Origin of the sequence: Demequina litoralis, from assembly GCF_030418455.1 — a bacterium.
GTDB classification, from domain to species: Bacteria; Actinomycetota; Actinomycetes; order Actinomycetales; family Demequinaceae; genus Demequina; species Demequina litoralis.
In genome coordinates, this window is the sequence record NZ_JAUHPW010000001.1 from 110,113 (window position 1) to 136,389 (window position 26,277).

24 protein-coding genes and 1 tRNA gene are annotated in these 26,277 nt (G+C 69.3%); 14 read left to right on the plus strand and 11 right to left on the minus strand.

Translation table 11 applies throughout. The features are described from left to right. The first annotated feature begins 74 nt into the window (after positions 1-74). The 6 genes from QQX09_RS00520 (at position 75) to QQX09_RS00545 (ending at position 4,998) form a co-directional block, all read left to right on the plus strand. Positions 75-148 (plus strand) — tRNA-Pro (locus QQX09_RS00520). Positions 149-355: 207 nt separating this feature from the next. Continuing rightward, on the plus strand, positions 356-1,243 hold the full coding sequence (locus tag QQX09_RS00525; protein ID WP_301130756.1) for a DUF4747 family protein: 888 nt from the start codon (positions 356-358) through the stop codon (positions 1,241-1,243). Then, positions 1,224-1,760, plus strand: coding sequence for a hypothetical protein (locus QQX09_RS00530; protein ID WP_301130757.1), 537 nt, complete (start codon positions 1,224-1,226; stop codon positions 1,758-1,760). Before QQX09_RS00525 ends, QQX09_RS00530 begins: the two co-directional genes overlap by 20 nt. Positions 1,761-1,991: 231 nt before the next feature. Further along, entirely contained in the window at positions 1,992-3,119 is a 1,128-nt protein-coding gene (locus tag QQX09_RS00535; protein ID WP_301130758.1) for a hypothetical protein, read from the plus strand. A gap of 217 nt (positions 3,120-3,336) precedes the next feature. Further along, positions 3,337-3,888, plus strand: coding sequence for a hypothetical protein (locus QQX09_RS00540; protein ID WP_301130759.1), 552 nt, complete (start codon positions 3,337-3,339; stop codon positions 3,886-3,888). A 177-nt stretch (positions 3,889-4,065) separates the two neighbouring features. Further along, positions 4,066-4,998, plus strand: coding sequence for an SRA domain-containing endonuclease (locus QQX09_RS00545; protein ID WP_301130760.1), 933 nt, complete (start codon positions 4,066-4,068; stop codon positions 4,996-4,998). A 172-nt stretch (positions 4,999-5,170) separates the two neighbouring features. On the opposite strand, the gene QQX09_RS00550 is transcribed toward QQX09_RS00545, so the two are convergent. After that, entirely contained in the window at positions 5,171-6,142 is a 972-nt protein-coding gene (locus QQX09_RS00550; RefSeq protein ID WP_301130761.1) for a hypothetical protein, read from the minus strand. A 90-nt stretch (positions 6,143-6,232) separates the two neighbouring features. Continuing rightward, positions 6,233-6,406: a helix-turn-helix domain-containing protein gene (locus QQX09_RS00555; protein WP_301130762.1), complete on the minus strand. Its 174-nt coding sequence runs from the start codon at positions 6,404-6,406 to the stop codon at positions 6,233-6,235. Positions 6,407-6,567: 161 nt separating this feature from the next. On the opposite strand from QQX09_RS00555, the gene QQX09_RS00560 reads away from it, so the two are divergent. The 4 genes from QQX09_RS00560 (at position 6,568) to QQX09_RS00575 (ending at position 9,913) form a co-directional block, all read left to right on the plus strand. After that, the gene (locus QQX09_RS00560) at positions 6,568-7,743 is read left to right on the plus strand and encodes a tyrosine-type recombinase/integrase (protein ID WP_301130763.1); all 1,176 of its coding nucleotides are present in this window, start codon (positions 6,568-6,570) and stop codon (positions 7,741-7,743) included. 586 nt (positions 7,744-8,329) lie between these two features. Next, entirely contained in the window at positions 8,330-8,620 is a 291-nt protein-coding gene (locus QQX09_RS00565) for a type II toxin-antitoxin system prevent-host-death family antitoxin (RefSeq protein ID WP_301130764.1), read from the plus strand. 21 nt (positions 8,621-8,641) lie between these two features. Next, a complete protein-coding gene (locus tag QQX09_RS00570) occupies positions 8,642-9,016 on the plus strand; it encodes a type II toxin-antitoxin system RelE family toxin (protein WP_301130765.1) in 375 nt (124 codons plus the stop codon). A 456-nt stretch (positions 9,017-9,472) separates the two neighbouring features. After that, positions 9,473-9,913 carry a hypothetical protein gene (locus QQX09_RS00575; protein WP_301130766.1) on the plus strand — a complete coding sequence of 147 codons (441 nt, stop codon included), beginning with the start codon at positions 9,473-9,475 and terminating at the stop codon, positions 9,911-9,913. A gap of 96 nt (positions 9,914-10,009) precedes the next feature. On the opposite strand, the gene QQX09_RS00580 is transcribed toward QQX09_RS00575, so the two are convergent. The 3 genes from QQX09_RS00580 to QQX09_RS00590 form a co-directional block, all read right to left on the minus strand. Then, on the minus strand, positions 10,010-11,128 hold the full coding sequence (locus QQX09_RS00580) for a class I SAM-dependent methyltransferase (RefSeq protein ID WP_301131145.1): 1,119 nt from the start codon (positions 11,126-11,128) through the stop codon (positions 10,010-10,012). Between the two features lie 184 nt (positions 11,129-11,312). Further along, the gene (locus tag QQX09_RS00585) at positions 11,313-11,489 is read right to left on the minus strand and encodes a hypothetical protein (RefSeq protein ID WP_301130767.1); all 177 of its coding nucleotides are present in this window, start codon (positions 11,487-11,489) and stop codon (positions 11,313-11,315) included. Between the two features lie 38 nt (positions 11,490-11,527). Beyond that, positions 11,528-12,373, minus strand: coding sequence for a Sir2 family NAD-dependent protein deacetylase (locus tag QQX09_RS00590; RefSeq protein ID WP_301130768.1), 846 nt, complete (start codon positions 12,371-12,373; stop codon positions 11,528-11,530). Positions 12,374-12,699: 326 nt separating this feature from the next. Here QQX09_RS00590 and QQX09_RS00595 point away from each other — a divergent pair, with 326 nt between their 5' ends. Further along, entirely contained in the window at positions 12,700-13,059 is a 360-nt protein-coding gene (locus QQX09_RS00595; RefSeq protein WP_301130769.1) for a UBP-type zinc finger domain-containing protein, read from the plus strand. A 59-nt stretch (positions 13,060-13,118) separates the two neighbouring features. Here the strand turns inward: QQX09_RS00595 and QQX09_RS00600 are convergent, their stop codons facing one another. Both QQX09_RS00600 and QQX09_RS00605 read right to left on the minus strand, forming a co-directional pair. Next, positions 13,119-14,780, minus strand: a complete 1,662-nt coding sequence (locus tag QQX09_RS00600; protein WP_301130770.1) for an FAD-dependent oxidoreductase — start codon at positions 14,778-14,780, stop codon at positions 13,119-13,121. Positions 14,781-14,789: 9 nt separating this feature from the next. Then, positions 14,790-17,018, minus strand: coding sequence for a PAS domain S-box protein (locus tag QQX09_RS00605; protein ID WP_367307540.1), 2,229 nt, complete (start codon positions 17,016-17,018; stop codon positions 14,790-14,792). Positions 17,019-17,339: 321 nt separating this feature from the next. On the opposite strand from QQX09_RS00605, the gene QQX09_RS00610 reads away from it, so the two are divergent. Then, complete coding sequence (locus tag QQX09_RS00610; RefSeq protein WP_301130771.1) at positions 17,340-18,092, plus strand: hypothetical protein; 753 nt, start codon at positions 17,340-17,342, stop codon at positions 18,090-18,092. A 141-nt stretch (positions 18,093-18,233) separates the two neighbouring features. Continuing rightward, the gene (locus QQX09_RS00615) at positions 18,234-18,746 is read left to right on the plus strand and encodes a hypothetical protein (RefSeq protein ID WP_301130772.1); all 513 of its coding nucleotides are present in this window, start codon (positions 18,234-18,236) and stop codon (positions 18,744-18,746) included. Positions 18,747-18,823: 77 nt separating this feature from the next. Here the strand turns inward: QQX09_RS00615 and QQX09_RS00620 are convergent, their stop codons facing one another. Genes QQX09_RS00620 through QQX09_RS00635 form a run of 4 tightly spaced genes read right to left on the minus strand, consistent with a single transcriptional unit; the run spans position 18,824 to position 24,457 of the window. Further along, positions 18,824-20,674: a DEAD/DEAH box helicase gene (locus tag QQX09_RS00620; RefSeq protein ID WP_301130773.1), complete on the minus strand. Its 1,851-nt coding sequence runs from the start codon at positions 20,672-20,674 to the stop codon at positions 18,824-18,826. Positions 20,675-20,730: 56 nt separating this feature from the next. After that, positions 20,731-20,970 carry a putative acetyltransferase gene (locus tag QQX09_RS00625; RefSeq protein WP_301130774.1) on the minus strand — a complete coding sequence of 80 codons (240 nt, stop codon included), beginning with the start codon at positions 20,968-20,970 and terminating at the stop codon, positions 20,731-20,733. 4 nt (positions 20,971-20,974) lie between these two features. Beyond that, complete coding sequence (locus QQX09_RS00630; RefSeq protein ID WP_301130775.1) at positions 20,975-22,495, minus strand: SDR family NAD(P)-dependent oxidoreductase; 1,521 nt, start codon at positions 22,493-22,495, stop codon at positions 20,975-20,977. A 24-nt stretch (positions 22,496-22,519) separates the two neighbouring features. After that, positions 22,520-24,457, minus strand: coding sequence for a glycoside hydrolase family 15 protein (locus QQX09_RS00635; protein WP_301130776.1), 1,938 nt, complete (start codon positions 24,455-24,457; stop codon positions 22,520-22,522). Between the two features lie 131 nt (positions 24,458-24,588). Between QQX09_RS00635 and QQX09_RS00640 the strand changes: the two genes are divergently transcribed. Further along, on the plus strand, positions 24,589-26,262 hold the full coding sequence (locus tag QQX09_RS00640) for an alpha/beta-hydrolase family protein (protein WP_301130777.1): 1,674 nt from the start codon (positions 24,589-24,591) through the stop codon (positions 26,260-26,262). The last annotated feature ends 15 nt before the right edge of the window (positions 26,263-26,277 follow it).

Genomic DNA, 26,277 nt, shown 5'->3' on the forward strand with positions numbered 1-26,277 from the left:
GCGCGAATCTCGGGCGGACGGCATCGAAGTGGTCAGCGCGGCCTCCGGATTCCGATATAGTTATCGGGCTGTCACGGGCTGTGGCGCAGCTTGGTAGCGCACTTGACTGGGGGTCAAGGGGTCGCAGGTTCAAATCCTGTCAGCCCGACTAGTGAAACAGCAGGTAGAGGGCCATTTTCGCATTAGCGATGATGGCCCTCTTCGCTGTCTCAAGGGGTCGATACAGCAACGCTTGCAGCAACCGCTTCCCAGCCGGTCGCGTCGGCGCGCCGGCGGGCCGATGCTGCTGTCGGCGTGCCGACATACGCGAAGGCGTCGGATGAGTACTGTATAGCCGCAGGTACAAGGGCTATCAGTGGCCATCCTGGGGGGCGCAGTGTCGGACGAAATTCGCAACTACCATCTCGGCTACGCGCGTGCCGTATTCACGAGTCTTCTCGATGATGTCGACGGCGCGGTCAAGGTGAGTTGGGTTGCAGGCACGTCGATCACGCGCCACGGCCGCACGTGGAAGATCACGAAGGTGGTCGAGGAGACGGATGACTACTACTACGGCCGTATCGGATTCCTTGTGCCGGGTCAGGCGGAGACCCTCGACTTCGATCTGGAAGCCAAGGACTTCGTTCACGGTGAGGCGCCGAGTGGACGCGTGGTCCCGTTCATCCTCCGAAAGACGGATGGCCTGATCACGTATCAGTTGATCCCAGGCGTTGTGCGCGAGACGACGTTCACGGGCGCCCTTCAAGCACTTCTGAATGCGCCGGGTTCGCCCTATGAGTGGAAGATCCTCGGCCTTGCACGGCAAAGCGACTACAGCGAGTGGCGCGCGAGCGTGAAGCGCATCGTGGCGTTCGAGTTTCGGATGCAGCGACCGAATCCGCATTACGGCGGTCGTCCCTACGTGGAGAAGATGGTTGAGGGTACTCACGCCGAGTATGTGAAGATCTCCGCGCGTGCCAGGGAGAACGACGGCCTCGACGACCAGTCGGAGATCTTCCAGCAAGCGCTCGATCACACGATCCGGAACTACGGCAAGGCGACGATCTCCGGCGTGCTAGCGGACGGGCACGAGTCGAACTGGGTCAAGCCGCAGAGCCAGTCTGGGCGCGTGCCGTCGAAGCGTGTCGTCAAGGGGCGCGGCGCGCATGAGGCTCCCTCGGATCTTCTTGTGTCTCAGATGCCCGATGCGTCTGATGTCGGTGCGTTGGTGGAGACTGGACCCGATGAAGAGAGCGACGACTAGGCTGCAACGGCTCTGGCGGACCGCCAACTCCTGGGAGTTCTGGGCGGCGCCGGCGTCGGGGCTGGTTGCCGCGCTCGTCCTGCTAGCGGGAGATTGGGAGATTCGCGCCGTCTCTGGCATTGCTACCTGGTCATTCGGTGTCGGTGTCAGCCTGTCGATAGCGGTCGCGACGCTGTGGAAGAACACGACTGACCTCATCCGTAGCGAGCCAGTCGGCGAGATCGTGCGGGCACGCGATAGCGATATGGACGAGGTCCACGACGTCTTCGTCGTGGTGCATGTCTACCTCGCTGCCTTGGTTCTGTGGGGGCTAGCGGGCGTCATGGGAGGTGACTTGTTGAAGGCTCCCTGGGTCGAGATCTTTCTCTCACTCGGAGTCTGGTTGGGGTTTCTCGGATTCGCGGGATTCGCAAGTGCTCTGGGCCACTGGTGGCGCTTTCAGAGGTGGAACTCACGGTTGCTGGCGATACGAGATCAGGGCGCTCGCGAGGCACGGCTTCGTCGAAACCCGCACTAGTCGTTGGGAACTGGCATCCGTGATCACAGGAGCGATCGGGTTATGGCCGTTTCGAGCATTTGTGTCGGGCCCCGGAACCCGCGCGCGGTGGTAGCCGCCGTGCGCACCGGGCTCGGCATCGGCTCCCAGGGAGGGGGTCGTGCCCCCTATCGCGTGGCGCTCGAAGGCAGAAGTGATCGCCCTAGATAGCGTGGCCGGCAAGTGTGTGGGGCTTGGCTATCGGAGGCGTTGATGTCGGATACAACGGAGGGCGGCAGCCGGTCGCTGGAACGCCGCGAGGAGTCGCCGAAGGCGCGACGAGTACTGCCACTGCACGATTCCTCTTGCGCCGGCGACTATGAGGTTCTGCCGCCAACCAAGCCGGATCCTGTGGGCAACTACTTCGCTGGGGCGATGATGCCCTGGCCTCTCGATGATGAAGTCAATCGCATACCGGAGGTTGACCTATTCGGCGAACGAAGCGAGCAGTCTCTCGCAGATTCGTTCTTCGTTCCCGAGGCGCCGTTCTTTCCTCTCTCTGTGAAGGAACTCTGGCACTACACGGATGCGGCTGGCGCGATTGGGGTGGTCACGAACGGCGAGTTTTGGGCCAGCGGCCTGAGACATCTCAATGATTCGATGGAGTTGCAGTACGGGCGAACGCTACTTGCCGAACACCTTGAGATGGCGCGGCTCTCCGCTCGACTCCATCCTCGGCAGAAGCGGCGGATCGAGGGTGTCGTTGGACTGGCGTTGGAGATCGCCAACAACACGCCGATCTGCGTGCTGTCTGCATCAGCGGCTCCCGACTCACTCACGCAGTGGCGTACCTACGGCGGTGCGTCTCCGCACGCAATCCGCGTTGACCCGCACGAGCCGCTGGCGACATGTACGCCACAGCCCGGGGGTGAGCGTGAGGACGAATCGTGGCGCGCCGTGGTCTACGACCGAGACGCCCAAGAACTCTTGCTGCGGAAGCTGCTTGGGTTCATTGCCTATGCAACGCCCGCAAACGGCGAGCCATTCGACCCCGCATCCGCTGTTGACCAGATCCAGGCGATGTCTCTGTTGCGGGGGCTGATCTACATGAAGGGTCCCGAGTATGCCGACGAGCGAGAAGCGCGGATGGTCTTCCACCATGACGACATCGCAGCCCTGAGTTTTCGCGCATCTGGATACGGCGTCACGGCCTTCCTCAGGGTCTCGGGTTCCGCACAGGGTTGGCGGAAGCGCAAGTATCCGGGGGCTCTGCCATTGGTTGGTGCCGCTGTCGGGCCTATCCCCGCCCGAGAAGACTCCGCGTTGGCGCTGCGGCAGATGCTGGGGGCACACGGCTATTCGAAAGCGGGCGTCTTCATAAGTGCCTCGTCGTATCGCTAGGCGGCCGGATTTCGACAGCGATCGGCGAGGGCGGTTCTGTGCGAGACGCGTAGCCTGCTGTTCATCGCGCTGCGGGAGTGAATGTGTTGCGTCGTGGTGCGCGGTCACGGCCTGACTCTGCGGTGGGCTCGCACCCATCTAAGCGCCTGTGAGGCAACGACGAGTGCTGCCCGGGCTCGACCGGAGCGAGGGGCCAGGCGTCGGCTAGTTTTTGTCCATGCCGATTCGAGCCGTCATGATGCAGTCCGAGCCGTGGGTAGAGCGCCTCCGGGAGTCAGTCGCTGCACTGGATGACGTTCTCAGCGGGCAGCGGGACGACGGCGCGGAGATGGACGTCATGTTTGGAGCGTTCTGTGCAAGGCGCCTCGGCGAAATTGACGCGGTGCCGAGGTCGGTGACCGAGGCCGCAATCCCCGTTGTCGGTTTCCCGCTGCCTGAGGGTAGCCCGGAGCCGCGCACATCGTATGTGCTCGACTACAACCCGCTCACGTATTACTACGCGGGCGCGGGCACGCCTACGGAGGTGAAGGCGTGGGACTTGCTCAACTGGCTAATGCACTCGGCGTACTACTTTGACATCCGGACTGGCGCCGAAGACGAACCAGGCCGAATCACGGGTGCTGCCTTCGCGTCTGACCGCAGCCGACACGACCGGTTGCTCCACGTCGAACTGACCCAAATCGTGACACTCTTCTCCGCCGTCGCAGACGCTGCGAAAGGGACGCGCGAGGAACTGCTGCGCGCGGCGCGGACAATGCCTCATGTGTGAACAAGGCCGCGCGCGACGCACGCCCGTAGCCCGGCTCTAGGTTGGGGTTTGCGTCCAATCTGCGCGGATTGCGTCGCGCCTGGCCTCCTTCGCGGGATGCCAACTCTGGAGTCGTGCGCCAAGATCGCCGAGCGCAGCCGGTAGGTTCGTGGTTGATCAAATACTTGGGGGTTCGCGATGGTGCTGGCTCAGTGGGCGCTTCCGGTTGGCGCGATTCGGACGCGGGCTGACCTTGTGCGCGACTACGGCGGAAGCGTCTATTCCGGGGGCATCGTGCCTTCGGCGAAGACGCCGAACGTGCTCGTATTCTCGGATCCTGCGGAGGGGGAGAAGTACGGCTATCGGTACGACGGCCCTTCCCCAAGTGGCGATGCGTACTACTACACCGGGCGCGGAACGGTCGGCGACCAGGTAGAAGCCGAAAACCGTTCGCTCATAGAGCACGCAAAGGACGATCGGACGTTGCGACTGTTCGTCGCGGTTGGGTCGTCTCCGGGATCGCAGCAGAAGGAACACGAGTACCTCGGCGCGTATCGACTAGATCCGGATGCGCCAATGCGCCGGGAGCCGGCCCCTGATCGCGAGGGGCGCGCCCGAACGGTCTTGGTCTTCCGGCTTATCCCTGAAGGTGGCACGCCGCAAGCGCCGCTTCCGCCGGGCACGCCGCTGGCGGACGAGCCTCCGCGGACGCCGAGGGCCTCGCAGATCGCTCGCGAGGTGAACTCGTCTGAGTTCTACGAAGTTAGCGGTTCGGCGCCGATGACTGCGTCGAAGGAGGAGGCATCGCTCGTCGAGGACTTCGTCGCTCACCTCGGTCGTGACCTTGGACGCTGGGCGATCAGCCTTCCTGGCGGTGCGCGTCCGTTGCTCACCGATGTCTACGACGCGGAGACCAAGACCCTCTTCGAAGCGAAGTCGTCGGCTTCGCGGTCAGACGTGAGACTCGCGGTCGGACAACTCCTCGATTACCGCCGGCACGTGCCGATCGAGGGATTGCGATGCTGCGTGCTGGTTCCGGAACGCCCGGTGAAGGATCTTCGCGATCTCGTTCGGAGCGTCGGGTTTGCCATCGCCTATCGGTCTGATGGGGAGTTCGTGATCGAACCCTAGGCTGTGCGCCTCCCTCGCCGAGCGGGCCGCGCGAGGCGCGCCGGCCGTGGGTGATGCTTCCCCGGTCACGATGACGTACCCGTCCGCATCTTCCTATTCGTTGTTGAGGGGCAACACTCTCAAACAACTAATAGAGATACGGGGGCGCAACGTCATCGTGACCGGAGAAGTGTCAGCGACCGGGAGGCTCCGATCGACCCGGCGTGCCGGCACCGGTTGCTAGGCGCTGTCGCTCCGCCTCTCGCGCGGCTTGCGTCGCAGCGATCGCACGATCCGCGGCGTCATCCGCATGGTCCTCGGCGTCGCTCACGAGGTGCAGGAGTTCGTTACCCGCCGGGAGGCTGTATCCCGCGCCAGTAGCGCGGCGTTGACGACCGCCCAGAATCGCATCGACGACCTTCAGGAAGCCGTTGCGCCCGGGCATCGCAAATGCGGCGAATTCGGGATCGTCGTCGAGGTCCTCGACGGTTGAGAGCGCTTCGCTCCACAGGGTGGAGGTGGGCATGAACTCGGGGCCCTCTTCAGTGTCGAAGCGGTCGCGTAGGTGCGTCGCGAGCCACTGTGCGGATGTCGCAGTGCGCCGGTCGGCGAGTCCGGCGCGGTGGATTCGCTGACGCGCGGCCGGGGCGAACGCTGGGGGGCGCGCCTGAGCAGGCGGCCGATCTTCCGGCGGCGTCCAGGGTTTCGCTCCCGACCGTGTGGCTTTGACCGCCGCGAGCAAGTAGTCCTCAACGGCCGTCCGATCCCCGTACAGGGCCGCCATGCGCGCGCCCCGGTAGGGCTCGTGGGTTCCGCCGGGCCTGTCTTCGGGGAGGGCCGCGAGGCGTTCACGCTGGGCGGTGACGGTCGCCTGGAGGTCGAGAGGTTGCGGGACCTCGTCCGATCCGATGCGTCGGACATAGAGCCCCGTCACCCCCGGGCGGAAGAGGATCTCCAGGCCGCGGTCGCGAAAGTCTGGAAGTACCCACGCATTCGCGAGCACTGCCGGGCTCGGAAGGGTCACGCGATACGTCCAGTCGTCTTGCGGGCTGAAGCACTGCAGTCGGAGTAGCCGGGCGTGGGGTTCGGGCTGCAAGCGCAGGTGTCGGCGGCGTGCGAGCGAATCGGCCGCAGAGGTGCGGGGATTGGTGTCTACGGCGGGCATGTTTCCTCTTGGGTTGTTGGAAGGCGTTTCTGGCGCCCATTGGGCTTTGCTTGTCGAGTTGTGCGGTGGTGGCTGCCGGCGCAGCGCAGGTCAGAGTGAATCGACGTAGGCCTCGAGTGCCTCGGTGCGAATGCGCCGCGACCGGCCGATCTTCACGAACGGGACCACGCCCTCATCCATGAGTTCGTAGAGCGTCGAACGCCCGATGCTGAGCAGTCGGGCGGCGTCGGCGGGGGTGTAGAGCAGGGGAGAGTTCGTCGGCATGGTGACTCCTTGGGTCCGTCGAGGTGCTGACGAATCCGGAGTGGGCCGGGAGCGCGGATCTGCTCAGACTCCAGTGGGCGTTCATGGCAGCGCGTGTAAACGAAGTTAAGGGGTCATGGTGTACGGTCCTGCCCAACGTGCCCAGATGAACGGAGTTGGACGTGGCGAAGGCAGGCAAGCGCGGCAACGGCGAGGGGTCCGTCTACCAGCGTGGCGACACGGGGAAGTGGGTGGCATCGTTCACCTACACAGACCCGAAGACGGGACAGCGTAAGCGGAGCGAGTCGACCGGGGCGACGCGACGTGAGGCTGTGGACAAGCGCAAGGCGAGGCTTGCCCGCATCGAGAGGGATCAGCCGATCAAGGACGCTCGAATTGCTCTAGGTGATTACGCGGTGAACCAATGGGCGGCGGTGACGCTTGACGTCGCGCCTGTCAAACCGACTACGCGCGACACCTACACCACTCTCGCACGCAAGCACCTCGCCGCCCGGAGTATCGGAGCGATCGGCCTCGACCGGCTCGCCTCGCCGGATGTGGAGCGTCTGCTCGGCGAGATGCGGGACGAGGGCCTCTCGGATTCAACTGTGCGGCAGGTTTACACGGTGCTCCACAAGGTGCTCGCTACGGCCGAGCGTGACGGGCTCGTGGCCCGCAACGTGGCCGCTGCGGTGGGCAGGCCTCAGGTCGCACGCAAGGAACAGCGTTACCTGACGAGTGCTGAGGTGGGTGACATGCTTAGCGCTGCGAAGGGGCGCCGCTACGCTCGCGTGCTCGAGTTCATCGCCGCCACCGGCGTCAGGCGAGGGGAGGCCCTCGCGCTCCGCTGGGAGGACGTTCAGATGAGCGCCGACGCGAGCGCAGGTAAAGCGCGTATCGCGGGGACCCTGTCGCGCGTGGGCAAGGCGCTGGTGGTTACTGATCCCAAGTCCGATCGCTCTCGTCGAACGGTGGCACTCCCGGGGGTCGCGCTTCAGGTCCTTGCGGAGGAGAAGGTCGCTCAGGACGCGGAGCGCGCGACAGCGGGCCCTGAGTGGGAGGAGACGGGCTTCGTCTTCACCACTGCGTTCGGACGTCCCGTCGAGCCGCGCAATGTGCTGCGGCTCATGACGACCGCCGCGAAGGCGGCAGGCCTCGGGGAAGGCGTGAACGTCCACACGCTGCGCCACTCGGCTTCCGCAGAGTTGCTTTCGGCAGGGATCCCGATGGTCGAGGTTTCGAGGATCCTCGGGCACTCTTCGATCACGATCACCGATTCGTTCTACGGCCACATTCATCCGGAAGGTCAGGCCGAGGCGATGGAGGTGCTTGGGCGTGTGCGCGCGCGGCGTTCCTGATTCAGCAACGCGTACAGCAACCAGCCGTGACGTGCGTCGACGGACCGCGCCGGACACTCGTGGACGACCAGGGATGAAAGACGAGTGTTTACCAGGTGTGACAATCCGTCATGGACGTACGGCGATGGACGTCGATGGATCATGGGCGCTCACCTGGGGGTCAAGGGGTCGCAGGTTCAAATCCTGTCAGCCCGACGTGTAGCAAGCGGAAAGTCCTGGTAACTCACGGGTTGCCAGGACTTTTTGCATGGAGTGACATGACCCGGTCATCATTTGCTCATCAGATTCAACCGGGATCATGTTGCGCCCCGGGACTCGTAGAGGCTCGAGTGAACTGACGCGGGGCCGTGCCGGGCCACGACTCAGTTTCCGAGTCCATTTCGCGCTACGCGCGAGTGTGATCGGGGCAGTCCGGGGGCTGGGCGATGGTCAAGTGGCTCGACAATGCGCATGATCATACGTATGGTTGTGCGCATGGAGTTGGGCCAGGTGCCCCCGTGTCCCGGCCAGGCGCCGAGACTTCCACCCCGGCCAGGTGCCGGGCAGTCGCCCCGCTGCCAGGCGCTGCGGGAGCGAGGAGGATTCTGTGAAGACTGATACCCGCGACCTCGTCAGTGCGACGAAGGCCGCACGTGACTTCGCCAGCATCACGGCCCGAGTCGCCTGCGGTAGCCGCGTCGTCGTGCTCAAGAACAACGAGCCCTCCGTCGCCATCGTCCCGATGGCCGACATGGAACAACTCGATCGCGTCGCGGAGAGGGAAGAGGACATGCGATTGCTCGCAGTCGCCCTCACCCGCATCGCCACCGACGACGGCGGCGGCCGGAAGACCCTGGAGGAGTTCGCTTCCGAACTCGGCGTCGACCTCGACGACTGACGCCAAGCAGGAAGGCCCACCTTGGCAACCATCGTCCTGACCCCCGAGGCGCAGGAAGACATCCGCGCCCTCGACGGATCCGCCCGCAAGGCAGTCTTGAACGGCCTGAAGAAGCTCAAGGACTCGCCTGAGCAGCGTGGCGCGCCTCTCGGCTCGCGGGCGTCGGGAAACCTTACCGGGCTGCGCAAACTCGTCGTCGGCAATCGCCAGTACCGCATCGTGTTTCGCGTCGAAGCCGACAACTCGATCGTCGTCGTCTGGGTTGTCGGCTCACGCGTCGACGCCGAGTGCTACGACCTCGCCGTCGCGCGACTCGAGATGCACGCCCACCGTCCTGAACTGCGTGACATGCTGCAAGGGCTCCTCGACACCGCCTTCGACGACCGGGGCGAATGAACCCCGATGAGCCGCTGCGCGGCGGAGTCGAGCATGCGGCCTAGCGTTGGCGACCGGAAACGTGACCCCATCGAATTGTCATCAGATTCAACCGGGACCAACCGGAGATGACCGGGTACAGTCGGAATGAGGGAGCCGCCACGCTCCCGAATAAGCCGAGGGAATCCGCGAGATTCCAGGACGACCGCGAATGACCGGGAAATGCCCGGTCCCTGCAGGGGGTCGCAGGGTCAAGTCCTGTCAGCCCGACGGTGTGATGTGTCGGGGCATCGTTGACAGAGGCCTTCCCTTCGGGGAGGGCCTCTTGTCGTTTCTTGGGGTGGTAGTCGCGGGTCTCGTCGCGGACGTGCTCGGCGATGATCCCGCCGGTGGCGTGGTGGATCACGCGGGTCCGGTGAACGGGGCACGTGCCGTTCGAGGCGACGCGCCATCAGCAGCTGCGTCTACCTTGGTGGGGTGAGCACCGCCCAGCCCGACGACAACCCGCTCTGGATCGAGATCGAGGAGTTCCGCGAGCTCTACGCGGAGGACCCCACGGTCGCGGACGATGTCCACGGCGCCGTGGCGCGCTCGCATCCGGACCGGCCGGCTCTGGCGGATGCCGTGGTCGACTCGCTGGTGGCGGGCTTCGATATGCATGCGGACGAGGACGCGATCGAGGATGTCATCGAGGCTTGCGCCCGTCTGATCCCGCTGCTCAGCGCCCTCGAGATCCTCCGCGACGCGGGCGACCACGCCCTCGCGGACCTCCTCGAGTCCGCTCCCGCCAACGCGGGGCGGTGGCTCCACCAGGGGGGCTGGGCGATCCACAGATCCGACGGCGCTGAGGCGGCGTTCATGTTCGCGCGCTTGGACGCCGGTCGGGCGTGGGTGCTGCTGCTGTCCGATCAGACCTGAGTCCGAGCCGTGGCCCAGGGAAGGGCACCGGATACACGCGGCGCGATCGTGTGGGCTCCCGCCGCCGCCATCCCGGAGCGACCGGTCGGGTACCGCTCAGCGACGCGTCGAGACGGTGACGGTGAACTTGGCGTTGCGCGCGACCTGCTCGGTAGGACCGATCGCGCGCTCGAGCAGCGGTCGGTACCTGAGCCCGGAGTTCCACACGCACCACAGCTGACCTCCGGGGCGCAGGACCCTGGCCACGTCCGCGAACATGCGCGGCGCGATGAGGTCGGTGACAGCCGCGGCCGAGTGGAACGGCGGGTTCAACGTGATGAGAGAGGCGCTGGAGGAAGGTCTGGCGCCGAGCATGTCGTCGCGCACCACCGTCACCCGGTCCTCGATGCGGTTGGCGACCATCGTCGCTCGCGCGGACGCGACGGCGATAGCCGACTGATCGCACGCGTGCACGTGCGCATCGGGATGCCGCGTCGCCATCCACGCACCGATGATCCCCGTGCCGCAGGCCAGATCGACGAGGGGATCGCTCGGCGTCCCGCCGACCGGAGCAGCGGGCAGGTTCTCGAGCAGCAGGCGGGTGCCGATGTCGACCCGTGCGCCCGCGAAGGCGCCGCCGTACGCCCGCACCTCGAGACCCGCGACCTGCGCGGCGGCAGGAGTGGGATCACGGCCATCCCGTGGCGCACGGGCGATGAGCACCCGCGACTTCTGCCGGGCATGGCTGATGTCCAGCTGCCCGAAGTTCTCGCTCAGCACCGTGTTCATCGACACCGACATGTGCTTGAGGCGCCCGCCCGCGACCACGACCACGCTCGGGTCGGCGTGCGCGGCGATCAGGCCGACGATGTCGCGTAGTGCGTCGAGGGAGCGGGGCAGGCGCAGCAGGGCGATCCGCGCCCCGCTCACCAACCCGGCGTCGAGGGGCAGTGGGCGGAAGCGGCCGGTGAGGCCCACCCGAGAGGCGTTCGATTCGAGCGCGCGCTCACCGGTGATGGCGTCGATGTGCGTACGTATCCCGCTCGCACCGGCATGTGCCGCCCCGAGGGTGAGAGCGCCGTAGGCGTCGTTGATCACCACGATGTCGCCCGGCAGGGCAGCCGCGCGCAGCTCCGCGGATTCGTCCAAGATCAGACGATCTGCCGCGTCGACGGCGACGAGGTCGGGAGCCTCGACATCGGGCCAGCGCCGCAGCGCGTCGAAGATCACGCTCACCGCATCACATCGCCGTCGACACACCGACGAGGGCAGGCGCGGGCGCCAGCGGGGACGATGCGCGGGTGGGGGCCGATCACCATGAAAGCCTAGCCGCGGGTGGCCAAGGGAGTCCTCGGCGTCGCGACCTGGCGGTCGTGGTGGCCGGTGCATGTGGAGTCGCGTGGATCCCCCACGGGAGCCGTCACCCATGCGCGGGCGGCACCTCCTTCGCCGTGACCATGGTGTCGCCGACGATACGCACGGTGCCGCGCCTGGTCTCCACCACCACCTCCTCGGCGCTCACGCTCACCAGGTCACCGAGTGCATCGGTCCCTTGGTCCGCGGGCAGGAAGCAGGTGCCGGCCGTGGTCGAGGCCACGCGCGGCCCGCGCGAGCCTCGTCGTCGGTGCTGCCGGGCTACACCAACGCGGACGCGAGAACCTCGAGGGTCTCTGTGGTGCCGGCGTCGATCTTGACGTCGGCACGGCTGTCGCCCTTGGTGGCTCCGCGGTTGATGATCACGATCCGCGACCGGCGCCGATGGGCGCGCGACACGAGCCGGAGGCCGGAGTTCACGGCGAGCGACGATCCCGCGACCAGGAGGGCCTCGGCCTCGTCGACCACCCGTTCAGCCGCGCGGGTCCGCGCGGCGGGGACGAGCTCCCCGAAGAAGACCACGTCGGGCTTGAGCATCCCGCCGCACACGGTGCACCCCGGCACCGTGACGTTCTCCCACGACTGCGGCAGCACGTCGCCATCGGGTCCCAGCGTGACGCCGTCGGGGCGCGCGAGCGCGGGGTTGTCGCCCTCGAGGCGCCTGGCGACCAGTTCGCGAGGGACGCGGGTGCCGCACGAGAGGCACGACACGCTCCGCATGTCGCCGTGAAGCTCGACCACCTCGCGCGAGCCCGCCCGCAGGTGGAGCCCGTCCACGTTCTGAGTGACGAGGCCGGTGACCTTGCCGGCGGCCTCGAGCGCGGCGAGCGCGCGATGCCCCCGGTTCGGGCGCGTGGAGGAGAAGGACCTCCAACCCAGGTGCGAGCCGACCCAGTAGCGTCGCCGCTTCGCCTCGTCGCCCGTGAACTCCTGGAACGTCATGGGCGTGCGCCGAGGGGAACCGTCGCCGCGATAGTCTGGGATGCCGGAGTCGGTCGACACGCCGGCGCCGGTGAGGACCGCGATGCTGCGCCCCGCGAGAGCCTCGAGCGCGCGAGAGATCTGCGACGCCGCGAGCTCGGAGCTCTCCGTTCCCACTGCTGCCACGTGGATCCTCCTGGCGGTCCATCGCATCGTGCCCTGCTGACGATGGTCGCATGGAGCCCTCGCCTTGGACGGATTCTGCGACTGACGCGCGTTCGCGCACCCTGGACTGCTGCGGCGGCTCGGACCCTCGGGTTCGAGCCGCCGTCAGCGGTGCGGGGAGACGTAGCGAGGTCCGGTGCGATGCTCACCGGCCTCCCGTCTCGGCCCGCCGCCCGAGGAAGGTCGCGACTGGTTACCCTCATCATCAGCGGTCCGCCCGGCTCCGCGCCTGCGGGGTGGGCGGTCACGGGTTCTGCCGTGGGTTGCCGCTCGACGAGGAGGATGCGATGCCGACCGGAGCAGCTGATGCCTTCGACACCACCGTGCCGCCGAGCGGGCCCGGTTGCCTCGAGTGCGAGCAGACCGGAGGCTGGTGGTGGCACCTGCGGCGCTGCGCCCGGTGCGGTCATGTCGGGTGCTGCGACGGATCGCTGAGCACCCACGCCCGACGGCACGCCGCCGCGACGGGCCACCCCGTGGTCCAGAGCTACGAGCCGGGGGAGGACTGGTGCTGGGACTTCCCGGGCGAGACCTTCCTCGACGGACCGCCGCTCGCCGAGCCCACGAGCCACCCGGAGGATCAGCCGGCGCCCGGGCCCGCGGGTCGTGTCCCGGAGGACTGGCGGGACATCCTCGCGGGTCGATAGCGCCGGCGCCGGCGCCGTCGCCGACCCCGGCCCGCCGGCCCCGCCGGGAGCGCACCCTCTCAGACGGTCTCGAGGTAGCGGTGCACCGCGCTCACCGCGACCGAGCCCTGGCCCACGGCGGAGGCGACCCGGCGCACCACATCGTGACGCACGTCGCCCGCGGCGAAGATGCCCGGGACGCTCGACTCCATCAGCAGCGGGTCACGCTGCAGGTGCCAGCCGCGCGGACGCCTGCCGCCCGCGACCAGGTCCTGTCCGGTCAGGACGAAGCCCGCGGAGTCGAGCTCGACGAGCTCGGCGACCAGGTCCGACCTCGCGACCGCGCCCACGAAGATGAAGATCGCGTCGGCCGGCATCGTCGTGCTCTCGCCGGACCCACGGTCCACGAGCGTCACGGTCTCGAGACGCGCGTCGCCGGTGACGGCGGAGATCTCCGTGCTCGGTCTCACCGCGATGTTGGGCGTGCGGTCGATCTGGTCGATCAGGTACTGGGACATGCTGTGGCGGAGCGAGTCCTTGCGCACCAGGATGGTGACGCTGCGCGCGAACCTCGACAGGAACAACGCGCCCTGCCCGGCGGAGTTCGCGCCCCCGACGACGAGCACGTCGCGGTCGCGGTAGTTCGACGCCTCCGACGTGGCCGCGCCGTAGTAGACCGATGCGCCGAGCAGCGGCTCGAGCCCAGGGACGTCGAGGGTCCGGAGGGTCACGCCGGTCGCGATCAGCAGCGCATGACACCTCAGCTCGCTGCCGTCGTCGAGCGTGACGATGCGGTACGGCCCCTCCAACCGCACCCCGGTGACCTCTTGCGTGACCAGCAGCTCCGCGCCGAGCCGCCTCGCCTGGGTCGCGGCGCGCCTCGCGAGGTCCGCGCCCCCGATGCCCTGGGGGAACCCCAGATAGTTCTCGATGCGTGCGCTCGTCCCCGCCTGCCCTCCCGGGACCTCCCGCTCGACCACCACCGTGCGCAGCCCCTCGGAGGCTCCGTACACCGCGGCCGCGAGGCCCGCGGGGCCGGCGCCGATGACGATGAGGTCGTAGAACGGCTTGAGCGCCGGCGTCCTCAGCCCCACCTTGTCGGCCAGCACGTGCAGGTCGGGGTCCTCGAGGAGGGTCCCGTCGGGGAAGAACAGCACGGGGACCACGCTCCGGTCCCCGGTGGACGCCTCGACGAGGGCGCGCGCCTCGTCGTCCTTCTCGATGTCGAGCCACTGGTACGGGATCTGTCCGCGCGCGAGGAACTCCTTGACCGCGTGCGAGCGCGGCGACCACAGCGTGCCCGCGACCCTGATGCCGTCGTAGGGCACGGGGACGTGCGCGGCCCAGCCGTCCAGCAGGTCGTCGAGGACGGGGTAGAGCTGTTCCTCCGGAGGATCCCACGGCTTCATCAGGTAGTAGTCGAGGGCGACCTCGTTGATGCTGGCGATCGCGGCGTTGGTGTCGGCGTACGCCGTCAGCAGCACCCGCTTCGCGTCGGGGTACAAGGTGATGGCCTCTGTCAGCAGCTCCACGCCGCTCATCCCCGGCATCCGCTGGTCCACCACGAGCAGGGCGACCGCGCTGCCGCGCCGCTTGAACTCCTGGACCGCCTCGAGGGCCTCCTGCCCGGACAGCGCCTTCACGATGCGGTAGTCGCCGCGGTAGCGCTCCTGGAGGTCGCGCGCGACGGCGTTCAGGACGTGCGGCTCGTCGTCGACGGCGAGGATGATCGGCTTGGCCATGGTGAACCCCTAGAGCTCCGGCGGCGAGTAGTCGACCGGGAGCCTGACCTCGAAGCAGGTCTGGCCCGGGCGCGAGGTGACATCGATCTCGCCGTGGTGCTTCTGCACGACGATGGACCTCGAGATGTTGAGACCCAGGCCGGTTCCCTCTCCGGGGCCCTTGGTGGTGAAGAACGGGTCGAAGATCTGCGACCTGACCTCACGGGGGATCACGGGGCCGTCGTCCTCGATCTGCACCACCACCCACGGGTCGCGGTGGAACGCTCGTACGACGATGCGTCCCTCGCCGTCCATGGCGTCGACGGCGTTGTCGACGATGTTCGTCCACACCTGGTTGAGCTCGCTCGCGAACGCCTGGATCCGGGGCAGGTCCTCCTCGTACTCCCGCACCACGGTCACGCCCTTCTTCAGCTTGTTCTGCAGGATGATCAGGGTGTTGTCGAGGCCCTCGCGCACGTCCGTCTCCCGCACCGGTGCCTGGTCCATGTAGGTGTAGGTCTTCAGCGCCTTCACCAGCTCGACGATCCGGCTCGTGCCGACGGCGATCTCGGAGAAGAGCGAATGGATCGTGTAGGTGAATCCGACCCACTCGACCACGATCGGCATCGCCGCGTCGTCGAAGAGGGCGCGGAGGCGGTCCAAGTCCTCGGTCGTGAACCCGAGGCTGACGAGGGATGCGGCCACGTCGCCGGCCACCTCGCCGTCGAGCTCCGCGAGCCACTCCTCGAGCCGCTCCTCGCGATCGCTGCGCGTGACGGCGTTGAGCTCCGCCGGACGCAGCGCCCGGTCGACGATGAGCGTGTCGAGCCGATCGATCTCCGCGCGCTGGGGAGAGGTCAGGCCGACCGCGCACAACCGCCGGTGGATCTGGTCGAGCCGCGCGAAGGCCGTACGGAGCTGAGCCGCTCCGCGCTGCGCGGACGCCGCGGGATTGTTGATCTCGTGCGCCATCCCGGCGCTGAGCTTGCCCAGCGAGGCCATCTTCTCCTGGATCACCAGCTGGTCCTGCATCTCGTTCAACCGGGCCAGGGTCTCGACCAGCGCATCGTTCTTCCGCCCGAGCTCCTCGGTGCGCTCGCGCAGCTCGGCCTCGCTGGTACGCAGCGCGTCCTCGGCGCGCTTGCGTTCGCGGATGTCGCGGATGATGCCCGTGTAGTAGCGCGCGTCCCGCACCGTCCAGGTCGACAGCGACAGCTCGATCGGCAGCTCCTCGCCGGACCGGTGGATCGCGGCAAGCTCGACGGTCTTGCCGATCACGTGCGCCTCGCCTGTCGCCGTGAAGCGTGCCATGCCCGCGCGATGCGCCTCGTGGAAGCGTGGCGGGATGATCATCTCGAGCCGGTGCCCGACCACCTCGTCCTCCGTGTAGCCGAGGATCCTGGTGGCGGCCTTGTTCCAGCTGATGATCTCGCCCGAGTGGTCCGCGGAGATGATCGCGTCGATCGCCGACTCGGTGACGGACCGGAACTTCTCCTCGGCCTGCTTGCGCTCGCTGATGTCGCGGATGATGCCCGTGTAGTAGCGCGAGTCGTCGAGGAACCAGGTCGCGAGCGACAGCTCGACCGGGAACTCGGTGCCGTTCGCGCGCAGCCCGGAGAGCTCGACAGTCTTGCCGATCACGTGGGTCTCGCCGCCGCCCGAGACGCGGTCCACGCCGGTACGGTGCTGCTGCCGGTAGGTCGGCGGGATGATGAGCTCGAGCGGGCGTCCGATCACCTCGTCCTCGGTGTAGCCGAACAGCGCCGCCGCGGCCGTGTTCCACGACCGGATGCGTCCGCGGGCGTCCGCCGAGATGATCGCGTCGATGGCCGACTCCATCACGGACCTGAACTTCGCCTCCGACTCGCGCAGCGCCATGCGCACCTTCGAGACGGTGACCTGGCGCTCCACCCGCGCGAGCACCTCTCGGGGGTCGAAGGGGCGGCTGATCAGGTCGTCGCCCGCCTCGAGGCCGAGCGCGCGCGAGGTGGGGTCGTCCGCGTTGGCGATGAGGATGACGGGGGTGTCCTGCGTGCGGGGGTTCGCCTTGAGGTCCCGGATGAACGTGGACGGGTGGACGCCCGAGATGCTCGGATCGACCATGACGAGGTCGGGGGAGACGCGCATGACGGCGTCGAGCGCGAAGGCGCTGCCGGCCGCGGTGGTGACCGCGTAGCCGCCGGCCTCGACCACCTCCTGCAGCTCCGCGGCGCAGGCGGGATCGTCTCCGATGATGAGGATCAGGCCGGTGTCGGGGATGGCGGCGCTCCTCGCTGGAACGGCGCGGCGTCGCGCGCGTACTTCCCTTCAACGTACGGGCGCCCTGGCAGACCGTCAAAAGATGCGCGCCATCCCCACCCGCACGCCACACCTGATCGGGTAGCGGAACCCTGGGGCATGTCGGACCGGCCCGCCGCGCCAAGGGTGTGGGCGAGGAGGAGAATGGAAGAGGGACTCGCCACCGGTGGGAGGTGGCTCATGCGACTGCAGCATGCGGGAGCGATTCTCGCGTTGGCCCTGTGCGGGGCAGGTTGCTCCGCACAGGATTCGAGGTCGATGTGTCCCTCCGATGGCTGCGAGGTGGCAGACCCGCGCACGGTGCCCTACACCGAGCCCGCATCGGTGCTGCACGACATGCAGGTGCTCGAGCCCGTAGAGGACGGGTCCTGGCCGGTGGTGATCCTGGCGCATGGCACGGCGCAGAGCCGCTCCGCATTGAAGGGCTGGGCGACCGGCATCGCGGCGAACGGCGCGATCACGTACAACCTCACGTGGCCCTCCGGAGCGGGCCCCGTGCCGGAGGCGGTCGAGAATCTCGCGTGCGCGGTCTCGGCCGCGGTGGCCGATGCGGGCCGGCACGGCGGGGATACCTCGCGCGTCGTGTTCGTGGGTCACTCGTTCGGCGCCGGCGTGGGCGCGGCCGCCGCCCTCGGTGGCGGGGAGCACCTCGAGGACTGCGCGGTCGCGGCGGACGAGGACGCTCTGCCCACCGGCTTCGTCGGCTACGAGGGTCCCTACGACATCGCCTCCGTCGACTACATGCGCGATCGTGCGACGCCCGACCCGCCTGTCGACGAGGCGGCGGATCCCTACGCCAACATCGGTGGAAACCCGGACCTGGTCGTGCGGGCGCTCCACGGTGACGCGGAGGACTTCGCCTGGTACGACGTGCCCCTGAGCGTCTCCGAGGATTTCGTCGAGGCGCTCGATGAGGCGGGCTATGACGCCGAGCTCACCATCGTCGAAGGAGGCAGCCACGTGGAGATCGGCCACCGAGGGCCGGTGCAGCCCGCTGTGATCGCGACGGTGAGCGAGCTGCTCGCGGATCTCTAGCCCGTGCGGACGGAGAGCAGGGGCGGACGGTCAGCCCCTCCAGGACGAGGCACCCGCCGGGGAGGAGCGCCGGCGACGTGGCGCTAGGCTCTGTCTACCAGCGACGTCGTCACCGAGGACGATGCGCGGGATGGGGGCATCATGGGAGCACGTTCGTGGTGGACCGCGCGGGCGATCGGAGCGGTCCTGGTGTCCGCATCCCTGGCGGGCTGCTCGGATGGGGACGATACCGAGGCAGACGCATTCGCGCTCACCGACCCCACGGTCTCGATCGTCGCCACCGACGACGGCCCCGCGCTCCGCATCGCCGGCACCGTCGCCAACATCTCCGACGAGGTGCTGGACGATGTCGCCGTGGCCGTCGTGCTCGACGAGGCGCTCGACGCGTACATCCCGGCTGGCGCCGCGACGCTGCCCGTCGACGGCGTCGACCGGATCTATCCCGCCGGCACCCCCCACGACGAGGTCCCGGAGGACGGCGCGCTCGGCATCGAGGTCGGGGACACGCGGCACCTCGACGGGACCGGCGACTACCTGGCGGAGGTGGTCGACCTCGCGGACGAGGTCGTCCTCCAGGTGACCTGGGACGGGGGAGAGCAGGTCCTCACCGCCCCCGCCGAGGTCCTCGACCCGGACGGTCTCGTCGCGCGCTGACCGTCCGTTCGACGGACCATCGTGGGGTGAGCCGGACCGTCCCCTCCGTGAGCCGCTGCCGGACGGCGGCGCGTGCCCTAGTAGGAACGGCGCGGCTTGCGGGGTCCGCGGTCCTCCCGTCCGCCGCGGTCGCGGTCGCCGTAGCGCCCACCGCGCGACCCGCCATCGCGGTCGCCGTAGCCGCCGCGAGAGCCCCCGCGCCCACCGCCGCTGCGCGACGGGCCCCCGCCGTCGGGCTTGATCTCGATCAGCCGGCCCGAGATGCGGGTCCCGCGCAGCCGGTCGAACGCCGACGGCGGCAGCGAGGACGGCAGCTCCACCAGCGAGAACTCCGGCAGGATCGTGATCTTGCCGAAGTCGCCGCGCGAGAAGCCGCCCTCGTTGGCGAGCGCGCCCACGATCTGCCTCGGCTCGACCTTGTGACGCTTGCCCACCTCGATGCGGTAGGCGGTGAAGCCCTCGCTCGGGCCCCGCGAGGCGCGGCCGCCGCGGTCGTCGCGGCCGCCGCGCGCATCGTCCCCGCGGGCGTCGCGCGCGCGACGGTCGGGGGCGAAGGACTGCCGCTTGGGCTCGTCGGCAGGGTCGAGCAGCAGAGGAGTGTCGCCCTGCGCGACCACCGCGAGCGCCGCGGCGACGTCCGCCTCGGGCACGTCGTGGTGCTCGACGTAGTGGGCGATGATGTCGCGGAAGCGGCTGATCCGGTCGGCCTGCTCGAGCGCGGCCGTGATCGAGTCGTCGAAGCGCGCCAGACGCGTCGCGTTGACCTCGTCCGCGGAGGGCCAGTGCATCTCCGTGAGGGGCTGGCGGGTCGCCTTCTCGATCGCCGTGAGCAGGCGGCGCTCGCGCGGCGTGATGAAGCTGATGGCGTCGCCCGTGCGGCCCGCGCGGCCGGTGCGGCCCACGCGGTGGACGTACGACTCGGTGTCGATCGGGATGTCGAAGTTGACGACGTGGCTGATGCGGTCGACGTCGAGGCCGCGCGCGGCGACGTCCGTCGCGACGAGGATGTCGAGCTTGCCGTCCTTGAGCTGCTTGATGGTGCGCTCGCGCTGCGCCTGCGCGACGTCGCCGCTGATCGCCGCGGCCGCGAGGCCGCGCGCGCGCAGGCGCTCGGCGACGGTCTCGGTGTCGTTCTTGGTACGCGTGAACACGATCATCGCCTCGAAGTTCTCGACCTCGAGGAGGCGCGTGAGCGCGTCCATCTTCTGCTGGTACGACACGATGAGGTAGCGCTGGGTGATCGTGGACGAGGTCGTGGTCTTGCGCTTGACCGTGATCTCGGCTGGGTCGTCGAGGTAGCGCTGCGACAGCCGGCGGATCTGAGCCGGCATCGTCGCGGAGAACAGCGCGACCTGCTTGTCGTCCGGCGTGGACGCGAGGATCGTCTCGACGTCCTCGGCGAAGCCCATCTTGAGCATCTCGTCGGCCTCGTCGAGCACCAGGTACTTGAGCTCGGACAGGTCGAGCGTGCCCTTGTCGAGGTGGTCCATGATGCGGCCGGGGGTGCCGACCACCACGTGCACGCCGCGCCGCAGGGCCGACAGCTGCACGCCGTAGCCCTGCCCGCCGTAGACGGGGAGCACGTGGACGCCCTTGAGGTCCGCCGCGTACCGCTCGAAGGCCTCGCAGACCTGCAGCGCGAGCTCGCGGGTCGGCGCGAGCACCAGCGCCTGCGGAGTCTTCTGGGACTTGTCGAGGCGCGCGAGGATCGGAAGGGCGAAGGCGGCGGTCTTGCCCGTGCCGGTCTGGGCCAGACCCACCACGTCGCGGCCGCTGAGCAGCAGCGGGATGGTCTCCGCCTGGATGGCGGACGGGGTCTCGTACCCGACGGCCTTGAGCGCCTTGAGGATGGGCCCGTCGAGGCCCAGGTCGGCGAAGGTCTGCGTGGGAGCGTCGGTTGCGTCGGTCTCGACGCTCTCGGAAGTCATGTGACCACCGTAGGCGCCCGCGGTCCCGAACGCGGCATCGAGGGACGATGCGACGGTCAGGAATCTGCCGGTCGACCGTCCGCGGTCGCCCGTGGGGCCCGCCGCGGCGGCGCCGGCGGCACCTCCTTGGCGGCGACGATGGCGTCCCCGGCGACGCGCACGGTCCCGCGGCGGGTCTCGACCACCACCGCCTCGGCGTCCGCGCTGAGGAGGGTGCCCAGCGCATCGGTCGCCTGCCCGGTGGGCAGGAGGTAGCGCACCACGACGCGCCGTCCGGGCGCGGGGAGGCGGATCACCGGGTCACCACCGCGAGGGAACGTAGTCCTTGAGGAACACCCCGAAGAGGTCCTCGCCCGCCTCGCCCCGCACCACCGGGTCGTAGACCCGCGCCGCGCCGTCGACCAGGTCCAGCGGCGCGTGGAAGCCCTCCTCCGCGAGCCGCACCTTGGTGGGGTGCGGGCGCTCGTCGGTGATCCAGCCGGTGTCGACGCTGGTCATGAGGATCCGGTCCGACTCGAACATCTCCCGCGCGCTGGTGCGGGTGAGCATGTTGAGCGCCGCCTTCGCCATGTTGGTGTGCGGGTGGCCCGGCCCCTTGTAGCCGCGCTCGAACACGCCCTCCATCGCGGACACGTTGACCACGTAGGAACGGCCGGTGGACGATGCGGCGGCCGCCGCCGCGAGGGCCGGACGCAGGCGGTTGATGAGGATGAACGGCGCGGTCGAGTTGCACAGCTGCACCTCGAGCAGCTCGAGCGGGGTGACCTCGCCCACGGCCTGCACCCACGAGTTCGAGTCGTGCAGGTCGGGTACCAGCCCTCCTGCGTCGATGGCGCTGCCGTCGGCGAGCCTCTCGAGCGAGGACGATCCGGGCGCGAGCGCGAGGTCCGTGAGGCGCTGCGCGTCGTGGGCGCCCATCTCCTCGAGGTGCGCGGACGCGAGCAGCGGATGCGTGGCGACGGACGACTCGATGCTCAGCGGGTGCGCGTCGCTGGTGCGGCCCAGGGTGAGCAGCTGCGGTCCGCGGCCGTCCTCCCACAGCCCGTGCGGGATGGGGGCCTGCTCGGCGTCGACGAGCGGGGCGTACGCGCCGGGGGAGCGGCGCACCGTCTGCGCGGCGTTGTTGATGAGGATGTCGAGCGGCCCGTGCGCCGCGACCGAGTCCGCGAGCGCGACCACCTGCGCGGGATCGCGCAGGTCGATGCCGACCACGGTGACGCGGTGGAGCCACTCGGCGGCGTCGGGCATCGCCGCGAAGCGTCGCACCGCGTCGCGGGGGAAGCGGGTGGTGACGGTGAGGTCGGCGCCGTCGCGCAGCAGGCGCAGCGCGATGTGCATGCCGATCTTCGCGCGCCCGCCCGTGAGCAGCGCGCGGCGGCCGCGCAGGTCCGTGCGGGCGTGCCGCTTGGCGTGGCCCGTCTCCGCGCATGCGGGGCACAGCTGGTGGTAGAACGCGTCGACCTGGGTGTACTTCTGCTTGCAGATGTAGCAGGGACGTGCCTTGAGGTAGGTGCCGGCGGTCGGCGACGACGCCCGCGCCTCGAGGGTCAGCCCGCGGGTCTCGTCGTCGATGCGGTCCGCGGCGCCGGTGGCCGTCGCCGCGACCACCGCGCTGTCGGCGGTCGCGATGGCGGCGCGGCGCTCCTGGCGCCGGCTGCGCTTGACCGACTTGATCATCGCGGCGGTCGCGTTGCGCACGGTCGCGAAGTCGGGGTCGTCCTCGCCGACGTCGCTCAGCGAGGCGAGCACGCGCAGCGTGGTCGCGAGGTCGTCGGGGTCGATGCGGTGCTCGCGCGAGGAGGGGAGGGTGGTCTCGGACACCCGCTCGATTCTACCGACGAGCGGCTACCGGTCGCCCGGCGTGCCCGGGACCCGCCACGATCCGTCGCCGGCGCCCGGCTCGTCGAGCCGCCGCATCGCCTCCCGCACCGTCGGGCCCACGAGGTCCTGGCCCGCGTCGAGGTGCCGGTCGAGCACGATCGCGGCGTTGATGAGCGCGAGGTGGCTGAAGGCCTGCGGGAAGTTGCCGAGCTGCTCGCCGGTGAGCCCGATCTCCTCGGCGTACAGGCCCAGGTGGTTGGCGTACGTGTGCATCTTGCCGAAGGTGAGCTCGGCCTCCTCGAGGAAGCCCGAGCGGGCGAGCGCGTCGACATAGAAGAACGAGCACAGCGTGAACGTCCCCTCGGAGCCGGACAGTCCGTCGGGGGAGGCGCTCGGGTTGTACCGGTACACGAGGCTGTCCGACACGAGCTCCTCGCGCATCGCGCGCAGCGTCGACAGCCACATGGGGTCGAGCGGTGCGATGAACCCGACGATGGGCATGAGCAGCAGCGACGCGTCGAGGACGTCGGTCCGGTCGTGCTGCACGAACGCGCCGCGCTCGCCGTCCCAGCCGCGCTCCATGATCCGGCCGTAGATCGCGTCGCGCGCCCGCGTCCACTCCTCGACCGGCGCGGGACGGCCGTGACGGCGGGCGAGCCTGATGCCCCGATCGAGCGCGATCCAGCACATCACGCGCCCGTACGTGAAGCGCTGCGCGCCGCCGCGCGTCTCCCAGATGCCCTCCTCGGGCCGGTCCCAGTTCTCGGCCACCCACGTGAGCAGCTCGGTGAGCTGGCGCCAGCCGGCGTGGGCGAGCTCGAGCCCCGACTCGACGGCGACGAAGATCGCCTCGAGCGCCTCGCCGTAGATGTCGAGCTGGAGCTGATCGGCGGCCCCGTTGCCGATGCGCACGGGACGCGACCCCTTGTACCCGTCGAGGTGGTCGAGGCTCTCCTCCACGAGATCCGACGTGCCGTCGACGCGGTACATGATCTTGAGCGGGCCGGAGCCCTCGCCGGCGCTCTCGTGGACCCGGTCCATCAGCCACACCCCGAAGGCGGCGGCCTCCTCCGTGTAGCCGAGGCCCAGCAGCGCGTGCACCGATAGCGAGGCGTCCCTCACCCACGTGTAGCGGTAGTCCCAGTTGCGCTCCCCGCCGACCTGCTCGGGCAGCCCCGCGGTCGGCGCGGCGACGAGCGCTCCGGTGGGGGCGTACGTCATCAGCTTCAGCGTCATAGCCGAGCGCGACACCATCTCCCGCCAGCGGCCCCGGTAGGTGGACCGGTTGTTCCACTCCCGCCAGAAGCGGGTGGTCTCCCGCAGCAGGATCTCGACCTCTTCCGGCGAGACGCGGGCCGGAGCGGCGCCGCCGGTCTCGAGGACCACGCCGGTGACGTCGCCCGCGGCGAGGGTGCCGGAGATGCGCAGCCCGTCCCCGGACGGCGCCATCGCCCCCGCGCGCCTGCCGTCGTGCGTGACCACGTCGCCGATGCGGTGCACGGTGAGCGTCGCGTCCCGCGAGGCGACCACGGCGCCGTCCACGCCGGCCTGCTCCACCCGGTGGCCCGCCCGCCCGTAGTCGAAGCGCGGCTGGATCTCGCCCTCGAACTCCATCGTGCCGCGCACCACGCGGACGAGCCGGACGAGGCGATGGCGTTCGGTGGGTGCCGTGCCGACCACGGGCATGAAGTCGACCACCTCGCCGACCCCCCCATCGGTCATGAACCTCGTCACGAGCACCGCGGTGTCCGGAAGGTAGAGCTGCCGGCTCACGTAGTCCTCCGCGACGGGACGGATCCGGCACCGCCCGCCCCGCTCGGCGTCGAGCAGGGACGCGAAGACGCTCGGCGAGTCGAAGCGGGGCGCGCAGAACCAGTCGACGCTGCCGTCGGTCGCGACGAGCGCGGCGGTCTGGAGGTCGCCGATCAGCCCGTGGTCCTCGATGCTCGGGTACGTCGACACGTGTCCCTCCTCGATGGCCTCGCCTCATCGTGACACGCGGGCCCCGCCGGCGCAGGGTGGCGGCGGCGGACGATGCGCGGCCGGACGCGGCCGCGTCACCGCTAGGGTGAGGGCGACGAAAGGTGAGGTACATGGTCAAGATCGTGCGCATCGGCTCCCGCTTGGACGTCGCCGGTGCGACCGTCGGGCTCGTCGCGCTCGCCCTGTCCCTCACGCCCTCGCTCCTGCCGCGTCCCGCGTGGGGCCAGGGCTTCGTGTCGGGTCTCGCGTTCGCCGTCGGCTACGGCGTGGGCGTGCTGCTGTGGCGCGGCGTCGCCCGCCTGTCGCGCGGCCGGCTGCCGGCCGCCGCCGAGGCACCCGTGTGGGCGGTCGCCCTCATCGGGCTCGCGGGCGCGGCGGCGCTCATGCCCTTCGCGCTCGGCTGGCAGAACTCGGTGCGCGAGGCCGTCGGGATGCCCGATACCAACGGCTTCGACTGGTTCGTCGCGGCGGTGTTCTTCGCGATCGGCGCGTGGCTGGCCTTCGCGATCGGCCGCGGCGTGGCAGCGGGCTACCGCAGCCTCCACCGGCTCATCGCACCGCGCATCCCCGGTCGGGGGTCCCGCCCCCGGGTGGCCGCGTCCGCCACAGGCGCCGCGACCGTCGTCGCGATGCTCGCGGTGCTCTCGATCGGGCTGTCGGTCCTGTCGTGGCTGCTGACGCTGGCCTCGGAGCACAAGAACCGCCAGTACGACCCCGAGTACGCCCAGCCGACGAGCCCGCTCCGCTCGGGCAGCGCCGACAGCCTCGTCGCGTGGGAGGACCTCGGCCAGGCCGGGGTGAAGGTCGTCGCGGGCGGGCCGACCGCCGCCGACATCGAGCTCGTGACCGGGGCGCCCGCCGTCGAGCCCATCCGCGTCTACGTCGGGGTGGACGTGCCGGGCACGTTCGACGAGCGCGCACAGATCGCGGTGGACGAGCTGGAGCGCACCGGCGCCGCGGACCGCTCCGTGCTGATGATCGCCGGCACCACCGGGAGCGGCTGGCTCGACCCCGCCGCGATCGACGGCTTCGAGTACCTGCACGCGGGCGACACCGCGCTCGTCACGCTCCAGTACGGCGCGACCGGCAGCCCCGTCTCGGCCCTCCTCACCCCGGACCTGTCGCAGGACGGCACCACCGCGCTCGTGCGGGCGGTCACCGCCTGGTGGGAGGCACTGCCCGAGGACGATCGCCCGCAGCTGCTCGTGTACGGGCTCAGCCTCGGCAGCTTCGGCATCCAGTCGGCCTACGACGATGCAGCGGACCTGCTGGCCTCGACCGAGGGCGCCGTGCTCGCGGGGACGCCGTCGTTCACGCCCATCTGGATCGAGGAGGAGGACGCCCGCGACGCGGGCAGCCCGTACTCCCTGCCCGTGCTCGACGACGGCGAGCACGTCCGCTGGTCCGACGAGTGGGGCGGCCTTGAGGCGCTGCCCGGCGCGTGGGAGGACACCCGCGTCGCGTACCTCCAGCACGGCAACGACCCGATCGTGTGGATCGGGCCCAGCGTGATCTGGTCCGAGCCGGCGTGGCTGCTGCCGGGCCAGCGCTCGGAGCAGGTGAGCGACGACATGGTGTGGATCCCGGTGGTGACCGCCTTCCAGGGTGTCATCGACCTCATCCTCTCGACCGCCGTGCCCGAGGACGCCGGCCACAAGTACGGCAACCTCGCCGTGGACGCGCTCCATCAGGTCGCCGGCGACGCGGACCTGAGTGACGATGCGGTGGCGCGCGTGCGCGCGGTGATCGAGCAGTACGACACTTACTCGCCGGTCGCGAACTGACACCCGGGCGGTCCG